The sequence below is a fragment of the Pseudomonas sp. Root71 genome (genome assembly GCF_001429045.1).
In the GTDB taxonomy this organism is placed as follows: domain Bacteria; phylum Pseudomonadota; class Gammaproteobacteria; order Pseudomonadales; family Pseudomonadaceae; genus Aquipseudomonas; species Aquipseudomonas monachiensis.
On sequence record NZ_LMHY01000022.1, the window covers coordinates 353837 to 377818 of the forward strand.

The following is a 23982-nucleotide window of genomic DNA, read 5'->3' on the forward strand; positions in this document are numbered from 1 at the left end:
ATCAGGAGCGCCAGATGTCTGCACGCAGTGCCAGCCAACCCCTGCGTCTACCTTCCATCGACAGTCTGTTGCGCCACCCGGCGTGCCAGCCGTTGGCCGAGCGCTATGGGCGCGAGGCCTTGCTGACCACCTTGCGGTTATTGCTGGATGAATTGCGCGAAGGGGTACGACAGGGTTTGCTCGAAGCTGTTGAAGTCAGCCCTGATGTACTGGCGGGCAGGGTCGGCGAGCGACTGGCAACCCAGCATCGCAGCCATGTGCGCCGGGTGTTCAACCTCACCGGTACGGTCTTGCACACCAACCTCGGCCGGGCGCTGTTGCCAGAGGAGGCGATTGAAGCGGTGCAAATGGCCGCGCGCTATCCGCTCAACCTCGAGTTCGACCTGCATAGCGGCAAGCGCGGAGACCGCGACGACCTGATCGAAAATTTGATTCGCGAGCTGACCGGCGCCGAAGCAGTGACCGTGGTCAACAACAATGCCGCGGCGGTGCTCCTGACCCTCAACAGCCTGGGCGCGCGCAAGGAAGGGATTATCTCCCGGGGCGAACTGATTGAAATCGGCGGCGCCTTCCGCATCCCCGATATCATGGCCCGCGCCGGAGTGAAGCTGATTGAGGTCGGCACCACCAATCGCACCCATGCCCGCGACTACGAGGCTGCCATCGGCCCGCGCAGCGGCTTGATCATGCGCGTGCATGCGAGCAACTACAGCATTCAAGGGTTCACCACCAGCGTGCCGACTGCCGAACTGGCGCAACTGGCCCATCTGCACGGTTTGCCTCTGCTTGAAGACCTCGGCAGCGGCAGTCTGCTGGACTTGTCCCGCTGGGGCTTGCCGCCGGAGCCGACAGTGCGCCAGGCCCTGCTCGATGGCGCGGACATCGTCACCTTCAGTGGCGACAAACTGCTCGGCGGGCCACAGGCCGGGGTGATTGTCGGCCGCAAGGAACTGATCGCCAGGATCAAGAAAAATCCCCTCAAGCGGGCGCTGCGCGTCGACAAGATGACCCTGGCCGCCCTGGAAGCGGTGCTGGGTTTGTACCGCAATCCGGACCGGTTGGCCGAGCGTTTGCCGAGCCTGCGCCTGCTGACTCGGCCACAGGCCGATATCCTCGCCCAGGCCGAGCGTTTGCGACCGTGGCTGGCCCAGGTGCTGGGTGACGGCTGGAGCGTCAGTGCCATGCCGGCGCTGGGTATGATCGGCAGCGGCAGCCAACCGGTGGCGCGGCTGGCCAGCGCCGCGCTGTGTCTGCGCCCGCTGACCTCCAAGCGCTTGCGCGGGCGTTCGCTGTTGACGCTGGAAGAGGCCTTTCGCGCCTTGCCGATTGCGGTCCTGGGGCGCATCGACGATGACGCCCTGTGGCTGGACCTGCGGCAACTGGACGACGAACCGGCATGGCTGGCGCAGCTCGATCAATTACAGGTGGAGGGCCGGGCAGGGTGATTGTCGGCACCGCAGGGCACATCGACCATGGCAAGACGGCGCTGCTCCAGGCGTTGACCGGTCAGGCGGGTGACCGTCGCCGCGAAGAGCGCGAGCGCGGCATGACCATCGACCTCGGCTACCTGTATGCCGCGCTGGAGACGGATGCGCCGCTGACCGGTTTCATCGACGTTCCGGGCCATGAGCGCTTCACCCACAACATGCTGGCCGGGGCGCAGGGCATCGATCTGGTGTTGCTGGTGGTGGCCGCCGATGACGGGGTGATGCCGCAGACCCGCGAGCACCTGGCGATTGTCCAGCTATTGGGTATCCCTCGGGCACTGGTGGCGATCAGCAAGTGCGACCGGGTCGACAGCGCCCGGGTACAGGAGGTGCGCGATCAGGTCCGCACCTTGTTGGCGCCCGGGCCGTATGCCGATGCACCGCTGATTGCGCTGTCGAGCCTGACGGGCGAGGGCATCGAAACCCTGCGCCAACAATTGCTGCAAGCCCAGCGCGGAGTGCAGCAGCGCAGCACCGAAGGTGGTTTTCGCCTGGCGATCGACCGGGCCTTCAGCGTGGCCGGGGCCGGTATCGTGGTCACCGGCACGGCGCTGTCCGGTCAGGTCGCGGTGGGCGATACCCTGCTGTTGGGGCCACAAGGCAAACCGGTGCGCGTTCGCGGCCTGCACGCGCAAAACCAGGCCGCCGGCCACGCCTTGGCCGGCCAGCGCGTGGCGTTGAACCTGAGTGCCGAACGGCTGGCCCTGGAGCATATCCATCGCGGCCATTGGTTACTCGCCGAAGCCCTGTATGCGCCCACCCAGCGCCTGGACATCGACATGCAGTTGCTAGCCACCGAACCCCGCGCCTTCGAGCACTTTCAACCGGTGCACGTACACTTCGGCACCCTGGACGTCACCGGTCGAGTCGCCTTGCTCGAAGGCGCCAGCCTGGCACCGGGTGAGCGGATGCTGGCGCAACTGCTGCTCAATACACCGGTGCATGCGGTGAAAGGCGATCCGCTGATCCTGCGCGACCAGAGTGCCCAACGCACCCTTGGCGGCGGCCGGGTGCTCGACCCGTTTGCTCCCACTCGGCAACGCCGCAGCCCCGAACGATTGGCGCAGCTGCATGCATTGGTGAACAGCGCAACGCTGGAGGATGTTTTGCCGGCATTGCTGGCCAATAGCGACACAGGGCTCGATCCACAGCGCCTGGCGCGACAGTTCAACCGACCGCGCAGCAGTTGGGTGTTGCCCGCTGACGTGCGCCTGATCGATACCCGCCAAGGCCCATTGCTGTTCAGTGCCAGCCGTTGGGAAGCCTTGAAATCGCCTTTAGTGGAGCAACTCGCGCGTTTCCATGAACTCGAACCGGACCAGATGGGCCCGGATCGGGACCGCCTGCGCCGATTCACCGGCAGTACTTTGGAACGCCCAACGTTTATCAGCCTGCTCGACGAGTTGTTGGCCAGCGGCGACATCGCCAGCAGCGGACCGTGGTTGCACCTGCCCGGGCATCAGGTGCGCTTGAGCGAAGAGGACGAAGCCCTGTGGCTAGAATTGCAGCCGCTTTTCGAACAGGCCGGATTCGACCCGCCCTGGGTGCGTAACCTGGGGCATGACGAAGCGACCGTCCGCGCATTGCTACGCAAGATGGCGCGTCTGGGCTTGATGCACCAGGTGGTGCGCGATCTGTTTTACCCCGACAACATGATTCGCCGATTGACGGCTATGCTGTTGCAGCTGGCGGACGCCAACCCGGTGATCCAGGTGGCGGCATTTCGGGATGCGGTGGGTCTGGGGCGCAAGCGCAGCATTCAGATACTGGAGTACTTTGACCGTATCGGTCTGACACGACGCTTGGGTGATCGCCGGCAGATTCGCCTGGACAGTGCGTTGGCCCAGCACATAGAGCACTGATTCAAAGACATGATTTCAAGGAAGGCAATCGCGCCCGGTGGCGCGGCCGGGCTTCAAACCCGGTTGGGGACGGCATCCGTTCCCGGGCAGGTTCGACTCCGGCTGCCTTCCGCCACTTCCCGGTCAGAACGGCCCGAAGTCCAACGGGTACTGGATGACCACGTACACCCGGTCGATGTCGTCGCCTGCCTGGGCCGCGTTCGCCCGGTGCGACACATGGGACAATTGCAACGACAAGCCCTTCGCCGCCCCGGACTGCACGACGTAGTGCAGGTCGATGTCGCGCTCCCAGTGTTTGCCCCCATCACCCTGTTGCGGCACGAAGGTGCCGGTCGCCGGGTCGAACGGGTTGTAGGCCCCGCCTTGCGGCGCATGGGTGCCGTCGATCTGGTCGCCGGTGACGTAACGGGTCATGAACTTCAGGCCGGGTATCCCGAAGGTGGCCAGGTCCAGGTCGTAACGCGCCTGCCAGGAGCGTTCGCGGGCGCCGTTGAAGTCGGCGTATTTGATCGAGTTGGCCAGGTAGATGGAGTCGCCACCGACAAAATCGAACGGCGTATCACCGTTGATCTTCTGATAGGCCAGGGTGAAACCATGGGCGCCCAGCGTGTATCGGCCGGACAGGCTGTACGCAGTATTGTCGATGGCACCGGCCAGCGCCTGACCGGTGTCCCGGGTGTGATAGAGGTTGGCGTCGAGGAACACCTCGGACTGCTTGAAGTGCAGATTGCCGTAGTACTGATGCCAGGTGTCGGTCAGATCCGAGGCATACAGGGCGCCGCCAACCGGGCTTTGGGTAAACAGGTCGGCGCCGACAAACGAAATGCCGCCGGCCTCGGTGTTGGCGCCATAACCGAAAAAGTTGCCCTTGCCTGACGCACTGTCCTGATTCTTGAACGCCGTGAAGTGGCCGGCCTGCAGGTTCATTCCGTCGATTTCGCGGCTGTCGAACAGAAAACCGGTGGCGTACTCCGGTTGCAGGCGTTTGTCCGCGGTGTCGAACACCGGGCTTTCGACCTCCATTTCACCAAACGCCAGGGTGGTGTTCGAGGCCTTGAGCTTGATCGCGCCGCCACCGCCGGAGTAGTTACTTTCGCTACGACCGTCACTGCCCACGGGCAGTAATCCGGTCCCGGAATGGCCTTTGCCGCTATCGAGTTTCAACCCCAGAAAGGCATGGGCATCGAGGCCGAAGCCGACGGTACCCGGCGTGAAACCGGATTCAAAAGCGCTGATAAAACCTTGAGCCCATTCAGCCTTGTAGCTCTTGCCGGATGGCGAGGGCGATCGATAGTCGCTGTTCAGATAGAAGTTTCGGCTGAGCACGCCAAGGGTCGCGCCCTCGAAAAATCCTACGCTGTCTTTCGCCGATTCCTCGGCCAGTGCGTGGGTTGCCAGCAGGCAGCAGCACAGGGCAATGGCCGCCCTGGATTCTTGCGGGGAAAAGATCATCAATGGGTCACCACAGGGGCAGGGTTTTGCCGGGTACTGCCTTTGCAATGACCATGACACTGTCCTTAGGGGGGAGTGAGGACGTGATGGTTACGTAGATCGGGTCGGGAATATTGAGTCGGTGTGCTGTCTTTTGATGCCTTTTGTCCCGCCGGTCGTTGCTGGTGTCGATCGACCTGAGTGAGATCCATTACTCCTAGCAAAAATTGTGTGTTGGCGTAACCAGATTTGATTATCCCGCTCTAGTCCTACAAATTAACTTCTCTTTTGCTGATTGGTCATGTAGGAAACTTCCGAAAGTGCTAGAGGGGGATGGAGAATTAACTTCAGATGCTTCATCGTTTATAGACAGAGAGACAAAAGTTGTCGCTTGGAGTTGCGGCTTCTATGCATTGAAAGGAATTTAAGGGCTGTGGATGGCAACTCTGCGTATAGAGTTGATCGCCGTTCTGGATTCCAGTCTTATTTATCTTCGTGATGGTTGTTACAGTTGCGCGGGTGTCAGGAGGAATGATGACTGCAAGTAGTTTTCAAAACGAAGTGCCCAAGGCTCGAGTTAATATCAAGCTCGATTTGCACACGGGTGGCGCACAGAAAAAAGTCGAATTGCCGCTTAAGTTGATGGTGATGGGCGACTACAGCAACGGTAAGGAACAGCGCCCGCTGTCCGCAAGAAACAAAATGAACATTGACAAGAATAATTTCGACAGTGTTTTGTCCGAGTATTCACCAAGCCTGAAGCTGGCGGTGGAAAACACACTGGTCAATGACCACTGCGACACCTCTGTGGAATTGAGTTTCCGGGCCATGAAAGACTTTGAACCGGAACAGGTGGCGCGGCAGATTCCGCAGTTGCGCGCACTGTTGGCCATGCGCAACCTGCTGCGCGATCTCAAGTCGAACCTGCTGGACAACGCGACCTTTCGGCACGAACTGGAGCGCATCCTCAAGGATGATGCGCTGAGTGACGAACTGCGTGCCGAACTGGCTGCCCTGGCTCCAAAAGAAGTTCGTTAATTTCCCTTCGGTTCGCTTCACAGGAAAACTCTAAATGTCCGTTGAACATTCTTCCGCGCAATCGCGTGGCGATACAGTGTTGTCTGAAGAAAGCCAGGGTATATATAGCGCTTTGTTCAGTAAGATCAATCTGAATCCAGTAGAGGAGTTGGCCGGTTTCGACTCCTTTCAGGACAATGAAGCATTGTCCGAGGCCTCTGCCGATGAGCGCGTGACCGCTGCCGTCAGCGTTTTCCTGAACTTGCTCAAGCAGTCTTCACATAAAGTCGAGCGTCTGGACAAGGCGCTGCTCGATGAGCACATTGCATCGTTGGACGAGCAGATCAGTCGCCAGCTCGATGCCGTCATGCACCATCCCGACTTCCAGCGCGTCGAGTCGACCTGGCGCGGCGTGAAATCGCTGATCGACCAAACCGATTTCCGCCGCAACGTTCGCATCGAGTTGCTGGATATCAGCAAGGACCATTTGGTCCAGGACTTCGAAGACGCACCGGAAATCGCCCAGAGCGGGTTGTATTTCCATAGCTACATCCAGGAATACGACACGCCGGGTGGCGAACCTATCGCTGCAGCCATTTCCAATTACGAATTCGACCGCAGCCCTCAGGATGTTGCCTTGTTGCGCAATGTTTCCAAGGTGGCGGCCGCAGCACACATGCCGTTCATAGGTTCTGTGGGACCTGCTTTTTTCGGCAAGGAATCGATGGAAGAAGTCGCTGCGATCAAGGACATCGGCAACTACTTTGACCGCGCCGAATACATCAAGTGGAAAGCCTTTCGCGACAGTGACGATGCCCGCTACATCGGCCTGACCATGCCGCGGGTGCTCGGTCGCTTGCCCTACGGTCCTGACACCATTGCGGTGCGCAGCTTCAACTACATCGAAAGCGTCAAGGGGCCGGACCACGACAAGTACCTGTGGACCAATGCCTCGTTCGCGTTTGCCGCGAACATGGTCAAGAGCTTCATCAGCAACGGCTGGTGTGTGCAGATCCGCGGCCCACAGTCGGGTGGCGCGGTCACCGGCCTGCCGATTCATCTGTACGACCTGGGCACCGGCAATCAGGTGAAAATCCCCTCGGAGGTGATGATTCCCGAGACGCGTGAATTTGAATTCGCCAACCTCGGTTTCATTCCTTTGTCGTACTACAAGAATCGCGACTACGCGTGTTTCTTCTCAGCCAACTCCAGCCAGAAACCCGCCCTGTACGACACCGCCGACGCGACTGCCAACAGCCGTATCAACTCGCGCTTGCCGTACATTTTCCTCCTGTCGCGCATCGCTCACTACTTGAAAATGATCCAGCGCGAGAACATCGGAACCACCAAGGATCGTCGCTTGCTGGAGCTTGAGCTCAACAAGTGGATCGGTGGGCTGGTCACCGAAATGACCGACCCCGGCGACGATTTGCAGGCTTCGCACCCGCTGCGTGAGGCGAAGGTGACGGTGGAAGACATCGAGGACAACCCCGGCTTCTTCCGCGTCAAGTTGTACGCCGTGCCGCACTTTCAGGTGGAAGGCATGGACGTCAACCTGTCACTGGTTTCGCAGATGCCCAAGGCCAAAAACTGAGCCTGTTCAAACCCGGGCCATTTCGTAGGAAACGACTGTCATGAAGATCGACCGCCCCCTGTGGGCCGCGGGGGCGTTGCTGTCTCCGCAGCAATTCCAGCAGCAGGCGCGCTGGGAAGCCTGGACCAATGAGTGCCTTGCGCACCTGTCGTTGGTACATCCCTGGGGTGTACAAGCAATGGACGTTGATCTGCAGGCACTGCGCCTGGGCAAGTTAAAACTGACCCGGCTGCACTTGCGCATGGCCGACGGTACCCTGGTCGATACCGATCATGTCGATCGCCTGCCTCCTGCACTGGAGTTGGCTCGGCAGCTGCCTGATGACAGTCAGAGCGTCACGCTGTTGCTGGCCTTGCCGCTGGAACAGGGCAATGGCAACAACTGTCTGTTCGACGGGGGCAGGGCCGATCGACCAATGCGCTATCGTCAGGCTTGGCGCAAGGTTCAAGACGTGTTTGGCGATGAGGTGCAATCGATCGGGGTGCTGGAGCATGCCTTGAGCTTGCGCCTGGTCAACGATGACAACGCCGATTACCTGACTTGCCCGATTGCCCGTCTGATTCGCGACGGGCAGGGGGCCTGGATGCTCGACCCGGGCTACGTACCGCCGCTTCTCAGCTTTGCTGCTCACCCGGGTTTGCTTACCCAACTGGACAATCTGTTGACCCAGTTGGCCGCCAAGCGTCAACGGCTCATGGGCATGCGGCGCGAGAGTAATCAGCGCATGGCGGACTTTGCGGTGGCCGATGTGTCGTTGTTCTGGCTGCTAAATGCCTTGAACAGCTATCAACCCGTGTTGGCTGACCTCAAGGCGCATCCGGGGCGCCATCCCGAACAGGTCTATCTGGAACTGGCCAGGCTGGCTGGAAGCCTGCTGACCTTTTCGCTGGAACATGACATCGAGCTGATTCCTGCCTATCGGCACGAACACCTGGAAACCGTCTTCCCGCCGTTGATGAGCATGATTTCCACCTTGCTGGAAGCCAGCCTTCCGTCCCGGGTCATCGCCCTGGAGTTGCAGGAAACGGGCGCCAACCGCTGGCAAGTCAGTCTCAACGACGCTCGTTTGTGTGAGCCTGGCGGCGCGGACTTCTATCTGTCCGTGCGTTGTCGCCTGCCGGCCGCGCAGTTGCAGAGCCAGTTTCCTCGACTGTGCAAGATCGGTACGCCGGATGAGGTGGATCAATTGATCAATGCTGCACTGGACGGCGTGCCCATGCAGGCGCTCAGCCATGTGCCGGCCGCGATTCCGTTGCGCCTGGAAAATCAATACTTCGCCCTTGATCTCAATCATGCCAAGGGGCTGGCGATGCTGGCCGCGGGGGTCTGCGCATTGTATGTGCCGAGCACATTGGTCGAGGTCAGGCTTGAACTGTTTGCGGTGTTGCGCACATGAACGGAAAAACCGAAAAGCAAACCCGCTCGCCCGTGAACATCGACGTCCTGTTGCAGGACAGCTACCTGCTGGTGGTTGAACTGCGCCAGGCTGGATCAGCAAAAAACAGCCAGGGGCTGTGGTCACGTTGTGCCGACCAGATCGAATACGTTCGCCAGTCGCTTGAACAGGCCGGTTTGAGTCGGCGCAGCATCGACTACATCAGCTACGCCCAATGCGCGTTGCTCGATGAAACCGTGCTCGGCTATGCCGAGGGCAAAGATCATGCTTCCTGGGCCAGCGAACCCTTGCAGGCGAAGTTCTTCAGCCGCCACCAGGCCGGTGAGTTTCTGTATGAAGACATGCGCGAAGTGTTGCGCGAGCCCGCACCGGACCGGCAGGTGCTGACAGCATTCCAGCGGGTATTGATGCTGGGCTTTCGCGGCCGCTATCGCGAGCTGAATGACCCTGATCGCCTGCAACTGCTGGCAGCCTTGAATGCGCAGGTTCCGCCACTGCAACTCAACCATGGGTTAGCGACACAAGCGGGCATCGGCTACCGATCCGGCAGCTGGCGTTGGCAGCGTTCCCCGCTGGCCCAGGTTGTGCTGGCAGGGTTGTTGCTCACGGGGATCTGGCTGGGGCTCGATCACCTGTTGGGCGGTGTCATCGCCAACCTCCAGCCTGGCCAGGCGTGAGCCACCGATGACGTACAAACTCAATCGACTCCTCTGGCTTTGGGCCGGCGCGCTTGTCCTGGCATTGCTGGCGATCATCCCGCTGGCGGCCTGGACACGTGCAACGGCGGTTTTGTTCGTGGCGTGCGTTGCCATAGCGGTCTGGATCAGGATCGGGCGACGGGCGAAGCGTCAAGCCGGGTCACGGGTGCTGGCCGCTAACCTGACGCTGCCACCGGCGGATTATTGTCAGCCGGTGGTATTGGTCTGTGGTGATGGCCTGGACGGTCTGTTCGGCGCGGTTGCCGGTGATTCGCCAGCGTTGCGCAAGACCGGGCAAGGTTGCTACTTGCGGGTGCCAGACCTGATGCAACTGCCGGAGCTGATAGCCAGCGTATTGGCCCGTCGGCCGGCATGGGGCGGGCAGCTTGCTGTCATGTTCGTTTCCAACCCGGGCGAGCATGACGACCGCGCCGTACTGGCGGGGCAGGTGCGGGCTTTTTGTCATCAGGTTGCCCTGGTTCGCAAACGCGGGATTGCATTGCCGATGTTGCTGGTCAGTTACCTGCAAGCTTCTCAGGGCGAGGGGGCCTGGTTCAGTTGGGAGGCGGGTCAGACCAGCCCCGAGGTCCGTGAGGCCGGGATGCATGCCGGCCTGGTCGATTGGCAGCAGTTGGCAGTGGACGATGTCACGCGTATGGCGCGCATGCATACCGGCGTTCAAGTGAGCAGCGTTGCGGCCTGGCTGGAGGAGGCGGTACTGCCGGACCTGGCCGCGCGTGACCGCCGCCATTCGATAGGTCCCGCAGTGGCCATCGCCATCACGCTGGTGCCGGTGTTGCCCCGGACCGTGTCGGGGAACCTCTGGCAACAATGGCTGAGCGACAAGCTGTCGCTGTCAGTCGACTGGCAGGCACAGACCGCAGGCGCGGCGCCACTGCCATTCCCTGACCCGTTGCTGCAGTTGCTGCCCATCCGTATCCAGCGAACGCCGATACGCCGGGCGGGGGTGATTGCGCTGTGGCTGTTTGTGGTCGCGACTGCGGTGGCCTTGGCCAGTTCGGCCTGGCAGAACATGTTGCTGGCGCGTCAGGTCACCGATGACCTGCGTCGCTACACCTCCATGGCGCCACCGGCCCCTTTCGACCAGACCGGGATTGTCCAGCGCGAAGCGGCATTGACGACGCTTCGCCAGCACGCCGAGCGTCTGGACAACCATTACCGTCATGGTGCTCCGCTGAAGTTGGGTTTGGGCCTGTATCGCGGCGACCGACTGCGTGCGCCGGTGCTGGCGGCGATTGCCAGTCACCGCACTCTGCCGTCAGCGCCACTCGCGGTAAAAGTCGCCAAAGCGGTACGCCTGGACAACCTGTCGCTGTTCAAAAGCGGCAGCGCCGTGCTCAAGCCTGATTCGACCAAAGTGCTGATCAATGCCCTGGCGGACATCAAGGCCCAGCCGGGATGGCTGATCGTCATCGCCGGGCATACCGATGCGTCGGGCAATGACGCGCAAAACCTTCTGCTGTCCCGGGCCCGCGCGGCGTCGGTGCGGGACTGGATGCAACGCATGGGCGATCTGCCCGACAGTTGTTTTGCTGTCCAGGGCTTCGGCGCCAGGCAGCCGATCGCCAGCAATGACACCGAGGCGGGGCGCACTGCCAACCGTCGAGTCGAAATTCGCCTGATACCGGAAACGGGGGCTTGCTCGCATTCCCCAACGATACCGGGCTGACAGCCATGGCGACAGCAAACTCAGTGCCGATCTACTGGACGCGCATGCCGTGGTGATCAAGCCCGGCGAGGGTGCGTTACTGAACGTGCCCCTGAACAGGGACGCAAAATTCGTCACGGTGGTCGGTCTGTTCCGTCAACCGGACACCCGAATGAACACCTGGCGCCTGACCCTGGCCCGCAATGACCTTGAACCGGACCAGCCTCGGGTGATCGAGCTGGCGGACAACCGATTGACATTACGGCCATTGGCGAAGGAGTAGGTAGTGGGCGATCTCAACCCCTCGCTGTACGAAATGCTCTTGCAGAACTTCGATGGCGAACTGGAGCTGTATCGAGTCGGCGAAGAGAACCAGCAAATCCTGTCGGTGCTGGACAATCTGCAACGCATCCTCAATAGCCGCGCCGGCACGCTCAGCCACCTGCCGGACTACGGCTTGCCGGACATGGGCGTGATCCTGCAGGGATTGCCCGCCACGGCCCATGACCTGATGAAAACGATGAGGAGGACTCTGCTCAAGTACGAACCGCGTTTGGCCGCGGTCAGCATCGAGTTGTTGGCACAGGTGCTGCCGGGCCATCTGGAGTATGCCCTCGACATGCAACTCAAGGGCGGCAAACGGGTGACTTTCGGCACCACTCTGGCGCCTGAAGGCAAGGTACTCATGCGTCACCTCAAACGGCAGCGCTACCTGTCGACGCCGTGATATCGGACAGGCAAAAGGAAGGAAAGGAAATGACCGGGTTGTTTGGGCTTCATGTGCGGGCAGGTGGTGATCCACGGGACTTTGACGAGTTTGTCGCACTTCGCGATGAACTGGCCCATCTGAGCCATCCGGCGTGTCCGGACGTGGATTGGGGCCGTATACAGCAGTTGTGCCTGGCGTTGTTCCAGAAAAATGGCGCGGATCTGCAAAGCGCTGCGGCTTTTGCACTGGCGAACGGACAACGCTACGGCCTGGATGGCATCGTGCAAGGGGTGTCACTGATCGAGGCATTACTCGGCGATCGGGAGGGTGTGTGGCCCCCCCTGGAGTCTGCGCGCCTGGACATTCTGGCCTGGCTATGCGGTCAACTGCAGGCCTTGATGCGGAGTGTGGACATCAGTTCGCGGAACTTGCCGGCGCTTGTCCAGTTGGGCACCGAGCTTGACCGATTGCGCGCGCGCCTGGAATGCACGGGGCTGATTGCTCCGCAAACGCTGCTGGCGATGGGTCAACAAGTCGGCAGTCTGCTGCAGCGGACGCAGGCAAGGCGCTTGTCGAGCGCACCGGGGCTGCCTTCGATCGGGGGCTACGTGCCGGAATATGTCATGCCGGTGATGATCATTCCCAGTCCACCGCTGCCCGATTTATCGGGTTCAAAACAGCGAAAAAAAATACGGAGAATCAGTCTGTGGGTGTCTGCTGTGGCCACCACCTTGATTCTGGTTGGTGGATTGTGGTGGCAGGGCTGGGTGACCATTTCGTCTACTGAGGGCAGGGCCCGCCATCTGGCCTTTATCCAGCACAAGCAGGACATCGGCGAACCCGTGCATCTGCGCAGCCTGTCACTGTTCGAGGCAGGCAGTGCCACGCTCAAGCCCGGCTCGACCAAAGTACTGATCAATGCCTTGGTCGACATCAAGGCTCAGCCAGACCTGTTGATTGTCATTACCGGGCACAGTGATGCCACGGGCAATCCTGAAGAGAACATCAGACTGTCCCAGGCCCGCGCCGCCAGCGTGCACGACTGGATGCAACGCATGGGTGATATCCCGGCCAGTTGCTTTGCCGTGCGGGGGGCTGCCGCCAGTCAACCGATTGCCAGCAATGACACCGAGGCGGGGCGGGAAGCCAACCGTCGTGTCGATATTCGTCTGGTACCGGAAAAGGGCGCCTGTCAGTCGTCGACCTGAGGTTTGCTTCGGGAGCGGATGCCGGGGAGGGGGGAGCCGATATTCCCTGTGGGAGCGAGCTTGCTCGCGATGAGGCCGACACAGCCAGCACTGATAGAGGCTGACACTCCGCCATCGCGAGCAAGCTCGATCCTACAGAGGGTTTTGTGTGACCCAAACGAAATGAGCGCCACTTGGGCGCTCATTTGTTCACGGCATCACGGATTACGAAGCGGCCAACGCCAGTGCGGTCAGCGTTTTGCTGGCTGCGTTCATCGTCGAAGTCCTTTTCACTTGGTTTTCACCACCGCCGGCGGGGTCCAGTCGCCATCGAGGGCATCGGCTTGCGGCCAGTAGGCGCGGATGTACAGCGAGAACCCGGCGCCGTTGGGCGAGGGCAGCCAGTTGCTTTCCTTGTCCTGGCCCGGTGATTCGCTTTGCACGTAGAGAGTCAGCGAGCCGTCTGGGTTGGTTTGCAGGGACTTGTTCTTGGTGCCGATGGAGTAGCGCTTGAGCTCGTTCGGCGAGAAGAAGTGCTGTTCGTTGTACAGCGTCAGCGACCAGAACCCCTTGACCGGCGGCAGCTTGCCCTTGGCGAACGTGACGCTGTAGCCGTACTGGCCGTTGAGACGCAGGCCGTTCTCATCCAGGTCCTGGTAGAAGTATTTGGTCTCTTTCTGCTGGTTCACGAAAATGTTCGAGCGCGCGACGGCGGTACGGGTGAAATAATCGGTGCCGAACGCTGCGCCGTTGCTTACCGTGCTCCAGTGATTGGGCAATTGCAGGCCGTAGTTGCGGAACTGCAACAGCGGGTCGATCACTTCTTTGTCGGCCTTTTTCGCCTCGTCGATCATCGCGGCGCGCAGTTGCGGGTCGGCCTTGGCGATGGCCGCGAGGGCGGTCATTTGTGCGTAGCGGGCGTCTTCGCCCGGTAATGGCTTGGCGTCCTTGAGCAAGGCCGGCAGTTCGTCGAAGAACTTTTCCGGCACAACCCATTTGGTTTCGGCGCTGCCTTCAGAAGCCTGGGCCGGGAATTTCGGCAACCGGGCCCAGTTGCGCTTCTTCATCTTGCCGTCGTACTGCGACAGCGGGTACATGTCGATGCCCGACAATGCCGGCTGCACGGCCAGGCGGTCAGCGGCGGTGTCGTCCTGAAATACCCGAGGAATCACGAACCCGGTGTTTGTACGCGCCCGGTACACCCGCTTGATGCCCGGCGGCACCTTGCCGTTCCAGTCCGGCCCGACCAGCAGGTAGAAACCCGGTTGGGTGTTATACATTTTACCCATCTCGGCGAAGCTGTCGGAGCGCAGGTCGACCACCTGATATACCCAGAAGCGGCCGTCGAAGTCCGGCACTTGCAGCACCACCGGCTCAAGGTCCAGGGCGATGCTGCCGGCGCCGTACACCACGTCCTGGTTCGGGCAGGCCACCAGCCGCTCGGCCGGGTCGATGTAGTCGCTGAGCATCGACAACCGATTGATCGGGGCCACCGGTACGATGCCGCCCATCAAGCCGGGCTCGGGCAAGTCCTTGAAGGCCTGGCGACGATTGAAGATGTTGGCCATCGGCCAGGCCCAGAAATACGCCTCGCGCGCCATCATGCGTACGTACGGTTCAGTTACTTTGGTACCGGCAACAGGGCCTGAGACAGGGCTGGCGGCCGGAGCGGCGACTGTGGCTTGCGCTGCGTAACCCTGCGTACTCAATAGCGCTGTGGCTGTGAGCGTACTGGCCAGAGACAAGGCGAAGAGGGCATGGCGCCGGGGCAAACGATTCATGAAGCGTCCTTACTGGCTGGCAGTCAATGGATGCAGGTGATTCGCTCTCAAGATAGCTCATCTTTACCCCGGTGCTGTTCAACGCAGGCGCGAGAACGTCAGATCGACCTCAAAGATGATCGGCATCAATCACTGCCTTGGCGAACGCCTGGGGATCTTCCTGCGGCAAGTTGTGGCCGATGCCGCCGTTGATCAGGCGGAACTGATATTTGCCGGTGAAGCGCTTGGCATAGTCTTCAGGTGCCGGGTGCGGTGCGCCGTTGGCATCGCCTTCAAGGGTAATGGTCGGTACGCTGATGGACGGTGCCGTGGCCAGTTTCTGCTCCAGCGCTTCGTATCGGCTCTCACCTTGGACCAGGCCCAGGCGCCAGCGGTAGTTGAACACGGTGATATCGACATGATCGGGGTTGTCCAGCGCCTTGGCACTGCGGTCGAAGGTGGCGTCATCGAACGCCCATTTCGGCGAAGCCAGTTGCCAGATCAATTTGGCGAAGTCGTGAGTGTTCTTCTCGTAACCGGCGCGACCACGGTCAGTGGCGAAGTAGAACTGATACCACCACTGCAATTCCGCCTTGGGTGGCAACGGGTTCTTGCCGGCGGCCTGGTTGCCGATCAGATAACCGCTGACCGAGACCAGCGCCTTGACCCGCTCCGGCCACAGCGCCGAGACAATGTCGGCCGAACGCGCACCCCAGTCATAGCCACCGAGCACCGCTTGCTTGATCTTCAGGGCATCCATGAAGTCGATGACATCACTGGCCAGTGCAGCCGGTTGGCCATTGCGCAGGGTTTTGTCGGAGAGAAAATGCGTATCGCCATAACCGCGGGCATAGGGCATCAGCACCCGATAACCCTTGGCGGCCAGCAACGGCGCGACTTCGTCATAGCTGTGGATGTCATACGGCCAGCCGTGCAGCAGGATCACCACCGGCCCGTTGGCCGGACCGGTTTCAGCGTACGCCACATCCAGCAGTCCGGCGTTGACATGCTTGAGCGGGCCGAACGGCGAGGGCGCTGCCTGGGTGGTGCCGGCAGGGGCCAACGCCGGCTGCGCGGTGGCGGCCGTTTGTGCGTGGGCCGCGCCAAGTACGCCGAACAGTGTCAGCGCGAGGATCGAAGGGCCGACCAGGTGGCGACGAGTCTTGCCGGGGTTGCTGTTGCGCAGTGCCATCTTCATGGGATCTCTCCTTTACCAGCCATGGGTCAGGGGATCCGTCCGAGCCCCTTCAAACCTTGCGAGCATTGGAGCGCGGCAACGTATCTGGCCTGTGTCCAATCGTCGGCCGGATGAAAGTCTGTGTATCGAGGTGTCGCGCCGATACACTGTGATACCAAGTCCCAGGGCCGAGTCGGCAGCCGTCATAAGCTTGGATAGTCGAGCAGTCTGCTGATTGTCGGCGCATCAATCCACTGCATGGGAAAGTCCCCAGAGTGCCAGCAACGGCTTGTCGGTTGACCTCATGGAATGGACAGCCGATGGTGGGTTGAACACTACGCCGCCCGGCCCGGGATTCCACCAGCCAACATCTTCCCGATACCAGTAACCTTCCGATAGAACGACATAAAACTCTGCCGGAGGATGCTTGTGGTACGGATAGCAAAGTTTGGGCTCCATTACCGCCAACCCCACTGTCAAAGTTGAACATTCAAGCAGTGCGCCCTTGCCGAGAATCAGCGCATGTCGGTGCCTTTCTTCAAACGCATCATCGTCCCCTTCTGAAGCCGATCGTTTTATCCAGCGACTACTGGACAGCAGGGTCTCAAGAGCCGATAGCAGAATCTTGAAGTCCCGATCCGTTCGGGGAGCATCCGCCAATGCCCGTGCTACCGTGGGCTCCAGGCAAGCGGGCAGGGAAGTGCCCGAGAACGGAGGCAAGCCGATGTCCAGGCGCGCATTGCTCAAGGCACAAACACAGATTTCTGTATCCACGCCATCATCACTACTCCCTTGAGAATGACGGGCCAGGATTCGCAGGAGTGCCTCGCGCATCACCACTCCCTGTATCAGGAGTTCTTGTTCCGACATCTGTAAATACGACTGCATGACCGTTTACCTCTTGAACGTAACTGGCAGGTGACTTTGAAAACTCAGTGATCCATCCGTCGAGATGCCTCCTGGTTTTCTGGGCGAAGAGTTCGATTCGCAATGGCCAATGCTGAAATCGCGCCGGAAACGATTGGGTTAATTGCGAAGAAATCGTGCTGTTGCACTGACAAAAACGAGGAGGACAATCAGACCGCCCAGAGCGAACGACAAGGTGCTTAGATGGGCGACCGCCCCAATAAACACGGGACCGATCAGAATGCCCGCGTAACCCATCGAGATGACAGCGGGGATCGCTACTGCCTGTGGCATACGTTGCTGGCGGCCCACGGAGGTAAAGAGCACAGGGACAATGTTCGAGCAGCCAGCCCCGACCAAGGCATAGCCGATCAAGGACGCGGGCCAGCCATCGATTCCAAGGGACACAATCATGCCCGCGGCTGCGCAAAGCCCGCCAAGCGCAACGACGCGCACGCCGCCCAGTTTGCTGACGATGGCGTCCCCCGTCAGGCGGCCCACAGTCATCGCAGCGGCGAAGGATGCGTAGCCCAAACCGGAGATGCTCGGCTCTAACCCTCGGTTTGAGACAAGGAAGACTGCGCTCCAGTCAAGCATTGCACCTTCAGTGAGGAAGACGATGAAACAGAGCGTCCCTAAAAGCAGCACGATACCTCTGGGCACCGCGAACAATGGCCCACCCCGTTCGGTGCCATAAGTCAGCAAAGCAGGCGCAGCCTTGTAAAGCGATCCCAAAACGGTGGCAACGATACAGAGCGCCGCAATCAGTGGATCGAGCCCTAAGGTCAATAAAGCGGTCATGGCCCCGGCGCCCACTATGCCTCCGACGCTGTAAAGGCCATGGAAGCCGGACTGAAGTGCCTGCCCGCTGTTTTTCTCGACGATGACGGACTGTATGTTCATGGCGCAATCAAGCATGCCCATACTGGCACCGAAGAGAGTGACAGCGATGACCAAGCCAGGCAGCCAGGCCACGGTGCTCAACAGTGGAAGAACAGCACACAAGACAATCGTCGCCCAGATTACGACCGGTCGGCATCCATAGTGTGCAGTGAGATAGCCAGCGAAGGGCATGGCCACAATAGATCCTCCGCCAAGGCCAAGCAGCAGCAAACCCAGGCCACCATCGTCCAGGCCGGCGCGTGCTTTAACCAATGGAACCAGAGGCGCCCAAGCGGACATGAGTAAGCCTGCGATGAGGAAGGCAATGCGTGTAGACATCCGCTCGCTGTGGTTAGCCGTGGTTATCAACACCGGCGATGGAGCATTCATAATTCTCGGTAATCCTTATCGATGATGTCAGCCATCGTTTACTCGGCTTGGACAGTGCGGGTTTCGTATGTTTTTCGCGTGCACGGGTTTCAAAACTTAGCGCCTGCGCTCATACGTTGCTCTATAACTGCTTGGCGCTACGCCAAAGAAGTCACGAAAGCGCATATGGAAGTTGGCGAAACTACAGAAGCCGGTCGCAATCGCGATATCGGTGATCGGCCGATTGCTCTGCAGAATAAGCTGTCGCGCTCGAGTCAAGCGCAGCTCAAGGTAGTAGCGTGTGGGCGTGGCGCCCACGAAACGGCAGAAGCGCCGCTCCAATTGTCGTCGGGAAATGTTCACACATTCAGCCAGCTCGTCGATCGATAGCGGCTCTTCGATATTCTTTTGCATCAGTTCTAAAGCGAGCTTCAGGGTTTGTGGCAAGGTGGGGTCAGAGTCAACTATGACGGTCGATATCCCTGACACTTCAGAGGTTTGATCGCAACTGAGTATTTCCTCGACAGCATGGGTCAGCGAAACGCCTTGTTTAGCGGTGATGAGCTCCAGCATCATGCGTAACGAGCTGCTGGCGCCGGCGCACGTGATACGGTTTCGATCGATTACGTGCGTTCGACAAGTGACCAGGACTTTGGGGAAAACATCCTCCATCATCGCTCGCCCATCTGGATGGAAGGCACACTCGACACCGTCCATTAACTGGGCTTCCGCCAGAAAAAACGCACCATTCCACAAACCGCCCATGGTCGCGCCAAGAGATGCGAGGTTACGTAGCTTGCGCCGTAACAGTGGGTCGCTGATCAGCTTCACTCGCAAACCACCAGCGACAATGAGAACGTCGATACGATCCGGTAGTTGGGATAACTCCAGGTCCGCTGAAATGGCGATTCCCAGATCGCTCATCACAAGACGGTTCTTGATGCCGACCGTCAACACCTCAAACGCCGGCGTCTCGCTAATCAGGTTGGCGGTCACCAGCGCATCGATAGCGCCGGTGAACGACATCATCGAGAAATTGTTCAAAAGCACGAAAGCTACACGAGTCACCGCCTGCGGCTTTATTGGTTTCTGCGCCGTATAGGAGTACCCCATGTTCTTGTCTTTAAGCACGCTCTCGAATACGAATGGCATAAGTCCTCTTTGACACCTTTACCAATAGCTACGAAACCGTTTCGCAATCTAGACAGCGGTTTTTGGCGCAGACAGCAACAAATCCAAGAATGACTGGCAGTCATCGCTCTCAGGCAGTGCATCAACACTGTTCTTGATCGCATTGCTGAGCGTGGATCCCAAGCTGTCATCAGCCAGCAAATGATATTTAGCCGTGAGTTCGGCACTCGACATAGGGTTGCCGGGGTCGCCCTTGGCCGTCGCGGTTGGGCTCGTAAGACGCGTGCCGTCTTTCAGGGTAACCGTGACGCGGGAGAGGATTTCCTCAGGGAACCTGGCGGACAGGTCGGGCGCCTCGTGAAGGGTTATCTTCCCGCTGATGTTCAGGATGTCTGGCGCATGAATGGAGTCCCCGGTGACTTCGTCAGGGCCCAGCTTTCCACGAACGATCAAGGCGGCCAGCGGAAATGCGAGCGCGTACTGGGCCTCGTCCGCACTCTTCGGAAAATGCCCCTGCAGGCACACAGACTCGTGGAATGTCTCGACATCGATGGTCTCGATCAACTCTGCAGTGATGACTGGATGTGCTCGCATCAAATCGGTCATGGCCGTGAGTGCCGGTTGCGCCCAGCGACATACCGGCCATGGTTTGAAATATTGCTCGTCGATCTCCCAACGGGTTCCGATGTCCTGCCAGAAAGTGGAAATCTCCAAAGGTTCAACAGTGGCGGCTGGAGCGCCAGTGACACCGAGCTGTGCCATCAGTAATGCGTTCAGTCCGGCATACGCCCCGGCGCCGTGGGCATCGCGCAACATCGTCGGAAAGCTCACCAGGCGCATCATCGGGCACCTCGGGCCGAAGTATTCCGCGATACCCAGCGCATGACGGAATGTCGTTTCATCAAGCTTCAGCAAGCGGGCTCCGGCGCAAACGACCCCGATCCCGGAAAAGGCACCTGAAGCATGATATTCCGGGGCAGTGGCCATCAATGCCTGGCCCGCCCGCAAGGCAGTCTCGTAACCGATGCACAGTGCGCTGAGGAACTCTTCGCCGCTGATGTCTTTGCCCTGACGACGATACGCGTCTACCAATGCAACAACGGCCGGGACTACGGTCGCACCCGCATGTCCCTTGGAGGTGAAGTGACCTTCATGTGCATCCAGGCTATCAACGCAGAAACCGCCGGCATACGCGGCGCCCAATGGGTGTACGGCTCTGCCGTCGAACCAAAGGCGACTGGACAGCTTGTTGGCAGTGTAGTGGGTGTCAGCGTAGGTTTTGAGCATCACGCTGGTTTGATTATTGCGAGCTCCGGCGGCCACGCCAATGATGTCGAGCAGGCAAGTTTTGAGCAACTCGCGTGTATGTAGGGGCGCGTCCTTGTAACTGAAATTCTGGACGAATGAATACAACTGCATTTCAATATTCCCGAGTGATGAACGCCGAAACGGATAAAAAAGTTGCCCGGTGAAGGGCAACCTTTTATGCAGCTTTATAAGAAGGGACTAGTTCTTTGCGGTGGCGGTATTTGCCGCGGCGCGAGCGTCTGCCAGCCAGCTGTCGTATTTCGCGCGATGAGCCGCGATCCATTCTTTGGCGTGCCGGGTAATGTCAGCCGCACTTTTTTCGCCATCGTGCATTTTGAGATTTTGCGCGCTTTCATCGTCGGTAGTGATCTGCATTTCAGACAGGAACTTCACGGCCGCCGGATTTTTCTCGGCGAACTCTTTGTTGATTACCGCTTTGACACTGTCTACCGCGAAACCAAGGTTTTTACCATTGAAGGTAGTGTTGACATCGTTTTTGCCACCTGGAAGATCCGTACGCGGCACGGTCAGCCAGACAACATCTTTACCTTCGACCAGAACACCGGAGATCCACTGAGGTACCCAGGTGTAATAGAGAACTGGCTTGCCTTGTTTGTAACGAGCAATGGTGTCGGCCATCAGGGCAAAATAGGAGCCCTGGTTATTTGTGACGGTTTTTTCCAGGCCATAGGCTTTCATGTGGTGGGCAATGATGAGCTCACATCCCCAACCAGGGTTGCAACCAGTGAGGTCAGCTTTACCGTCACCATTAGCATCGAACAGTTTGGCAATTTCCGGTTTCTGTAAATCTTCGATAGAGGTGATGTGGTGTTCATCAGCCGTTTTCTTGTCAATCATGTAGCCCTGCAACACGCCCGGCATAATGTCGCCGGTTTTCACCATCGTCTCATCGCCACCGGCCTTCTGGTAGAAAGATTTGTGCAGCTCCTCCCACAGATGTACCGAGAAATCAGCGTCACCATTGGAAATCGCTACCATCATGGTGGAGTACTCGGTTTCCTTGGGTGTCTCAACGTCGTAGCCCAATTCCTTGAGACCCGCCATTGCAATCTCTCCACGGAATCGCTCTTCGGCGATTGACGGGAAAATGGGAGTGATCGATACCCCTTTTCCGGGCAACTGCGCCGTGGCGGCCGATGCGAAAACAGGTGAAACCGCTAGTACTAAAAGCGCCACAGAATGAATGAATTTCTGTTTTATTCCGACTGTTGTGAAGTTCATTATTGTTTACCTTGGCTGGATTACTAAGTTGGCATTTCTTTTGGTTCACGACGCGCCACTGAGCGGGTTAACTTTCTTTGGGACTGACTTCTATTGTTGTAATCGCGTTTTTTCTTTTCAGGCGATAAATGACACCCGCCGGGCCGGTCTGGTACCAGTGCTCACCTTTGGTTGCTCTGTTACTGCGCTCGCCCATCGCCTGGGTCAGGCGGTCAAGGAAAATCGCCAGCAATACCAGGCCCAAGCCACCGACGGTTGCCAAGCCCATATCAAGGCGGCCAATCCCGCGAAGCACCATCATCCCCAACCCACCAACCGAAATCATTGATGCGATCACCACCATCGACAGTGACAACATCAATGCCTGATTCAAACCCGCCATGATCGTTGGTGCAGCTAAAGGAAGTTGAACCCGCCTCAGCATCTGGCGTGGGGTACATCCGAAAGCCCGGGCGGCCTCAACCTTGTCTTCCGGTACCTGGCGAATTCCCAGATTGGTGAGCCTGACCAGTGGTGCTACCGAAAAGATGATCGTGACCAGTACCCCCGGTACGTTGCCGATACCAAACAGCATCACCACGGGTACCAGATAAACAAAAGCAGGCAGTGTTTGCATTGCATCGAGCACTGGCCGCAGAAGCATCTCCAGCCGGTCACTCCGGGCACACAGGACACCCAGCGGTATGCCAATTACTGCACAGAAAAACAGTGAAGTGAGCACCAGAGCGAGGGTAATCATGGCGTCATTCCATACGCCGATCACGCCTAATAGCGTAAGAGTAACAAAGCAAAGAATACCTATTTTTTTTCCGCCTACCTGCCAGCCAAAGAGTGTGGCGATAATAATGAATATTGACGGAGGAATGGCCAGTAGTCCGTACTGAATACCATTAAGTACCTGGTCGATAGGCCATCTTATCGAGCGAAATATCTCGCGGAAATTATGGACCATATAATTCAGGGCAACTTCTACCCATTGGCCCAAAGGGACGTTGATGGATTGAAACGGGTCTAGAAAACTGAATTCGTTCATGCTAATCACCTGAATGTCCGAGCCTGGCAAGCCAGCTAATAGAGACTATTAGTGTCGGCTCATTGTCTGAAGCAGTAGGCTCTTGGAGATCGTGCCTTTGAACACACCCTGGCGATCCAGGACGGCAACTGGATTAACTGCATCGGCAACGATGTGAAAGACGTCCTGCAGGAGTACATCGTCGCGCAGCGTAGGCGTGGATTGATCCGCGGCGTACGGATGCTCTGCACAAATCCTGGCAACATCGCCAGCCTTGAGGATCTTCGAGGCATCGAAACCTTTGAAGAAAGCCCTGACGTAATCGTTCACCGGGTTGCAAAGCAGTTCTTGCGGGGTACCGATCTGTACTACCCGACCACCCTCCATGATCGCAATGCGATGGCCGATGCGAATCGCCTCGTCAATGTCATGGGAGATGAAGATGATGGTGCGATGCTGTTCTGCCTGCAGGCGGATCAGTTCGCCCTGCATTTCGTGGCGAATCAACGGGTCGAGTGCCGAGAAGGCTTCGTCCATCAGCAGGATGGCTGGGTCGTTAGCCAGCGCTCGGGCCAGACCTACCCGCTGTTGCATACCGCCGGACAGTTGGTGCGGGTAACTGTAGGCGTGGCCATCGAGCCCCACCTGTTTAAGTGCCTCGAGTGCACGTTTATGCCGTTCGCTTTCCTCGACACCCGAGATTTCCAGGCCGAAAGCTACGTTGTCGATCACACTCATGTGAGGCATCAGGGCAAACGACTGAAACACCATGCTCATGTCTTTGCGACGAACGCTGAGGAGATCAGCATCCGACAGACCGGTGATTTCCTGGCCGTTGAGATGGATTGTTCCGGAGGTTGGCTCGATCAGTCGATTGAACAAGCGGACCATCGTCGACTTCCCGGAACCGGAAAGCCCCATGATGACGAAAATCTCTCCACGTTTTACGGAGAAACTGGCATCAAAAACGCCAACGACTTGACCGGTTTTGCTGAAAATTTCACTTTTATCAGCACCGCGAGCCAGCATCTCCATCGCGAGTTTTGGCTGAGCACCAAAGACTTTGTAAATGTTTTTTACCGAGAGTATCTCGTCACCAAGACTCATAACCCCTCCTGCTGCAATTACGATGTAAGACCAAGAAT

The 23982-nt window shown here is 58.9% G+C and carries 19 protein-coding genes, 1 tRNA gene and 1 pseudogene; 11 read left to right on the forward strand and 10 right to left on the reverse strand.

The window, feature by feature from the left end:
- Positions 1–14 precede the first annotated feature (14 nt).
- The 3 genes from selA (at position 15) to ASD95_RS15455 (ending at position 3464) form a co-directional block, all read left to right on the forward strand.
- Positions 15–1445, forward strand: coding sequence for an L-seryl-tRNA(Sec) selenium transferase (selA, locus tag ASD95_RS15445; RefSeq protein WP_056724796.1), 1431 nt, complete (start codon positions 15–17; stop codon positions 1443–1445).
- Complete coding sequence (gene selB, locus ASD95_RS15450) at positions 1442–3349, forward strand: selenocysteine-specific translation elongation factor (protein ID WP_056724797.1); 1908 nt, start codon at positions 1442–1444, stop codon at positions 3347–3349. Before selA ends, selB begins: the two co-directional genes overlap by 4 nt.
- A gap of 19 nt (positions 3350–3368) precedes the next feature.
- A tRNA-Sec gene (locus tag ASD95_RS15455) sits at positions 3369–3464 on the forward strand.
- An 8-nt stretch (positions 3465–3472) separates the two neighbouring features.
- Here the strand turns inward: ASD95_RS15455 and ASD95_RS15460 are convergent.
- Complete coding sequence (locus ASD95_RS15460; protein WP_056724799.1) at positions 3473–4801, reverse strand: OprD family porin; 1329 nt, start codon at positions 4799–4801, stop codon at positions 3473–3475.
- Positions 4802–5314: 513 nt separating this feature from the next.
- Here ASD95_RS15460 and tssB point away from each other — a divergent pair.
- The 8 genes and pseudogenes from tssB (at position 5315) to ASD95_RS15500 (ending at position 13071) form a co-directional block, all read left to right on the forward strand.
- Entirely contained in the window at positions 5315–5818 is a 504-nt protein-coding gene (gene tssB / locus ASD95_RS15465) for a type VI secretion system contractile sheath small subunit (RefSeq protein WP_056724801.1), read from the forward strand.
- 34 nt (positions 5819–5852) lie between these two features.
- A complete protein-coding gene (gene tssC, locus ASD95_RS15470; protein ID WP_056724803.1) occupies positions 5853–7391 on the forward strand; it encodes a type VI secretion system contractile sheath large subunit in 1539 nt (512 codons plus the stop codon).
- A 40-nt stretch (positions 7392–7431) separates the two neighbouring features.
- Positions 7432–8787: a type VI secretion system baseplate subunit TssK gene (gene tssK / locus ASD95_RS15475; RefSeq protein WP_056724805.1), complete on the forward strand. Its 1356-nt coding sequence runs from the start codon at positions 7432–7434 to the stop codon at positions 8785–8787.
- A complete protein-coding gene (gene tssL, locus ASD95_RS15480; protein ID WP_056724808.1) occupies positions 8784–9464 on the forward strand; it encodes a type VI secretion system protein TssL, short form in 681 nt (226 codons plus the stop codon). The genes tssK and tssL overlap by 4 nt, the downstream gene beginning before the upstream one ends.
- A 7-nt stretch (positions 9465–9471) precedes the next feature.
- A complete protein-coding gene (locus ASD95_RS15485; RefSeq protein WP_056724809.1) occupies positions 9472–11175 on the forward strand; it encodes an OmpA family protein in 1704 nt (567 codons plus the stop codon).
- Between the two features lie 16 nt (positions 11176–11191).
- Positions 11192–11437: pseudogene (locus ASD95_RS15490) on the forward strand (type VI secretion lipoprotein TssJ); the annotation flags it as partial.
- Between the two features lie 3 nt (positions 11438–11440).
- On the forward strand, positions 11441–11881 hold the full coding sequence (gene tssE, locus ASD95_RS15495) for a type VI secretion system baseplate subunit TssE (protein WP_056724811.1): 441 nt from the start codon (positions 11441–11443) through the stop codon (positions 11879–11881).
- Between the two features lie 29 nt (positions 11882–11910).
- Positions 11911–13071, forward strand: a complete 1161-nt coding sequence (locus ASD95_RS15500) for an OmpA family protein (RefSeq protein WP_056724813.1) — start codon at positions 11911–11913, stop codon at positions 13069–13071.
- Positions 13072–13340: 269 nt separating this feature from the next.
- Here the strand turns inward: ASD95_RS15500 and ASD95_RS15505 are convergent, their stop codons facing one another.
- From ASD95_RS15505 to ASD95_RS15545, 9 genes are all read right to left on the reverse strand, one after another.
- The gene (locus ASD95_RS15505) at positions 13341–14831 is read right to left on the reverse strand and encodes a DUF1254 domain-containing protein (RefSeq protein WP_056724815.1); all 1491 of its coding nucleotides are present in this window, start codon (positions 14829–14831) and stop codon (positions 13341–13343) included.
- A gap of 109 nt (positions 14832–14940) precedes the next feature.
- Positions 14941–16008 carry an alpha/beta fold hydrolase gene (locus ASD95_RS15510; protein ID WP_056724816.1) on the reverse strand — a complete coding sequence of 356 codons (1068 nt, stop codon included), beginning with the start codon at positions 16006–16008 and terminating at the stop codon, positions 14941–14943.
- Between the two features lie 225 nt (positions 16009–16233).
- Positions 16234–16875 (reverse strand): dimethylsulfonioproprionate lyase family protein, encoded by a 642-nt coding sequence (locus tag ASD95_RS15515; protein WP_056724818.1) that lies wholly within the window; start codon positions 16873–16875, stop codon positions 16234–16236.
- A gap of 138 nt (positions 16876–17013) precedes the next feature.
- Positions 17014–18165, reverse strand: coding sequence for an MFS transporter (locus ASD95_RS15520; protein WP_056724820.1), 1152 nt, complete (start codon positions 18163–18165; stop codon positions 17014–17016).
- A gap of 96 nt (positions 18166–18261) precedes the next feature.
- Complete coding sequence (locus ASD95_RS15525) at positions 18262–19296, reverse strand: GlxA family transcriptional regulator (protein WP_056724822.1); 1035 nt, start codon at positions 19294–19296, stop codon at positions 18262–18264.
- A gap of 48 nt (positions 19297–19344) precedes the next feature.
- Complete coding sequence (locus ASD95_RS15530; protein ID WP_056724824.1) at positions 19345–20694, reverse strand: MmgE/PrpD family protein; 1350 nt, start codon at positions 20692–20694, stop codon at positions 19345–19347.
- An 87-nt stretch (positions 20695–20781) separates the two neighbouring features.
- Positions 20782–21825: a glycine betaine/L-proline ABC transporter substrate-binding protein ProX gene (gene proX / locus ASD95_RS15535; RefSeq protein WP_082562962.1), complete on the reverse strand. Its 1044-nt coding sequence runs from the start codon at positions 21823–21825 to the stop codon at positions 20782–20784.
- Between the two features lie 67 nt (positions 21826–21892).
- Positions 21893–22858: a glycine betaine/L-proline ABC transporter permease ProW gene (gene proW, locus ASD95_RS15540; RefSeq protein WP_056724828.1), complete on the reverse strand. Its 966-nt coding sequence runs from the start codon at positions 22856–22858 to the stop codon at positions 21893–21895.
- A gap of 48 nt (positions 22859–22906) precedes the next feature.
- Positions 22907–23944 carry a quaternary amine ABC transporter ATP-binding protein gene (locus ASD95_RS15545; protein WP_056724830.1) on the reverse strand — a complete coding sequence of 346 codons (1038 nt, stop codon included), beginning with the start codon at positions 23942–23944 and terminating at the stop codon, positions 22907–22909.
- Between the last annotated feature and the right edge of the window lie 38 nt (positions 23945–23982).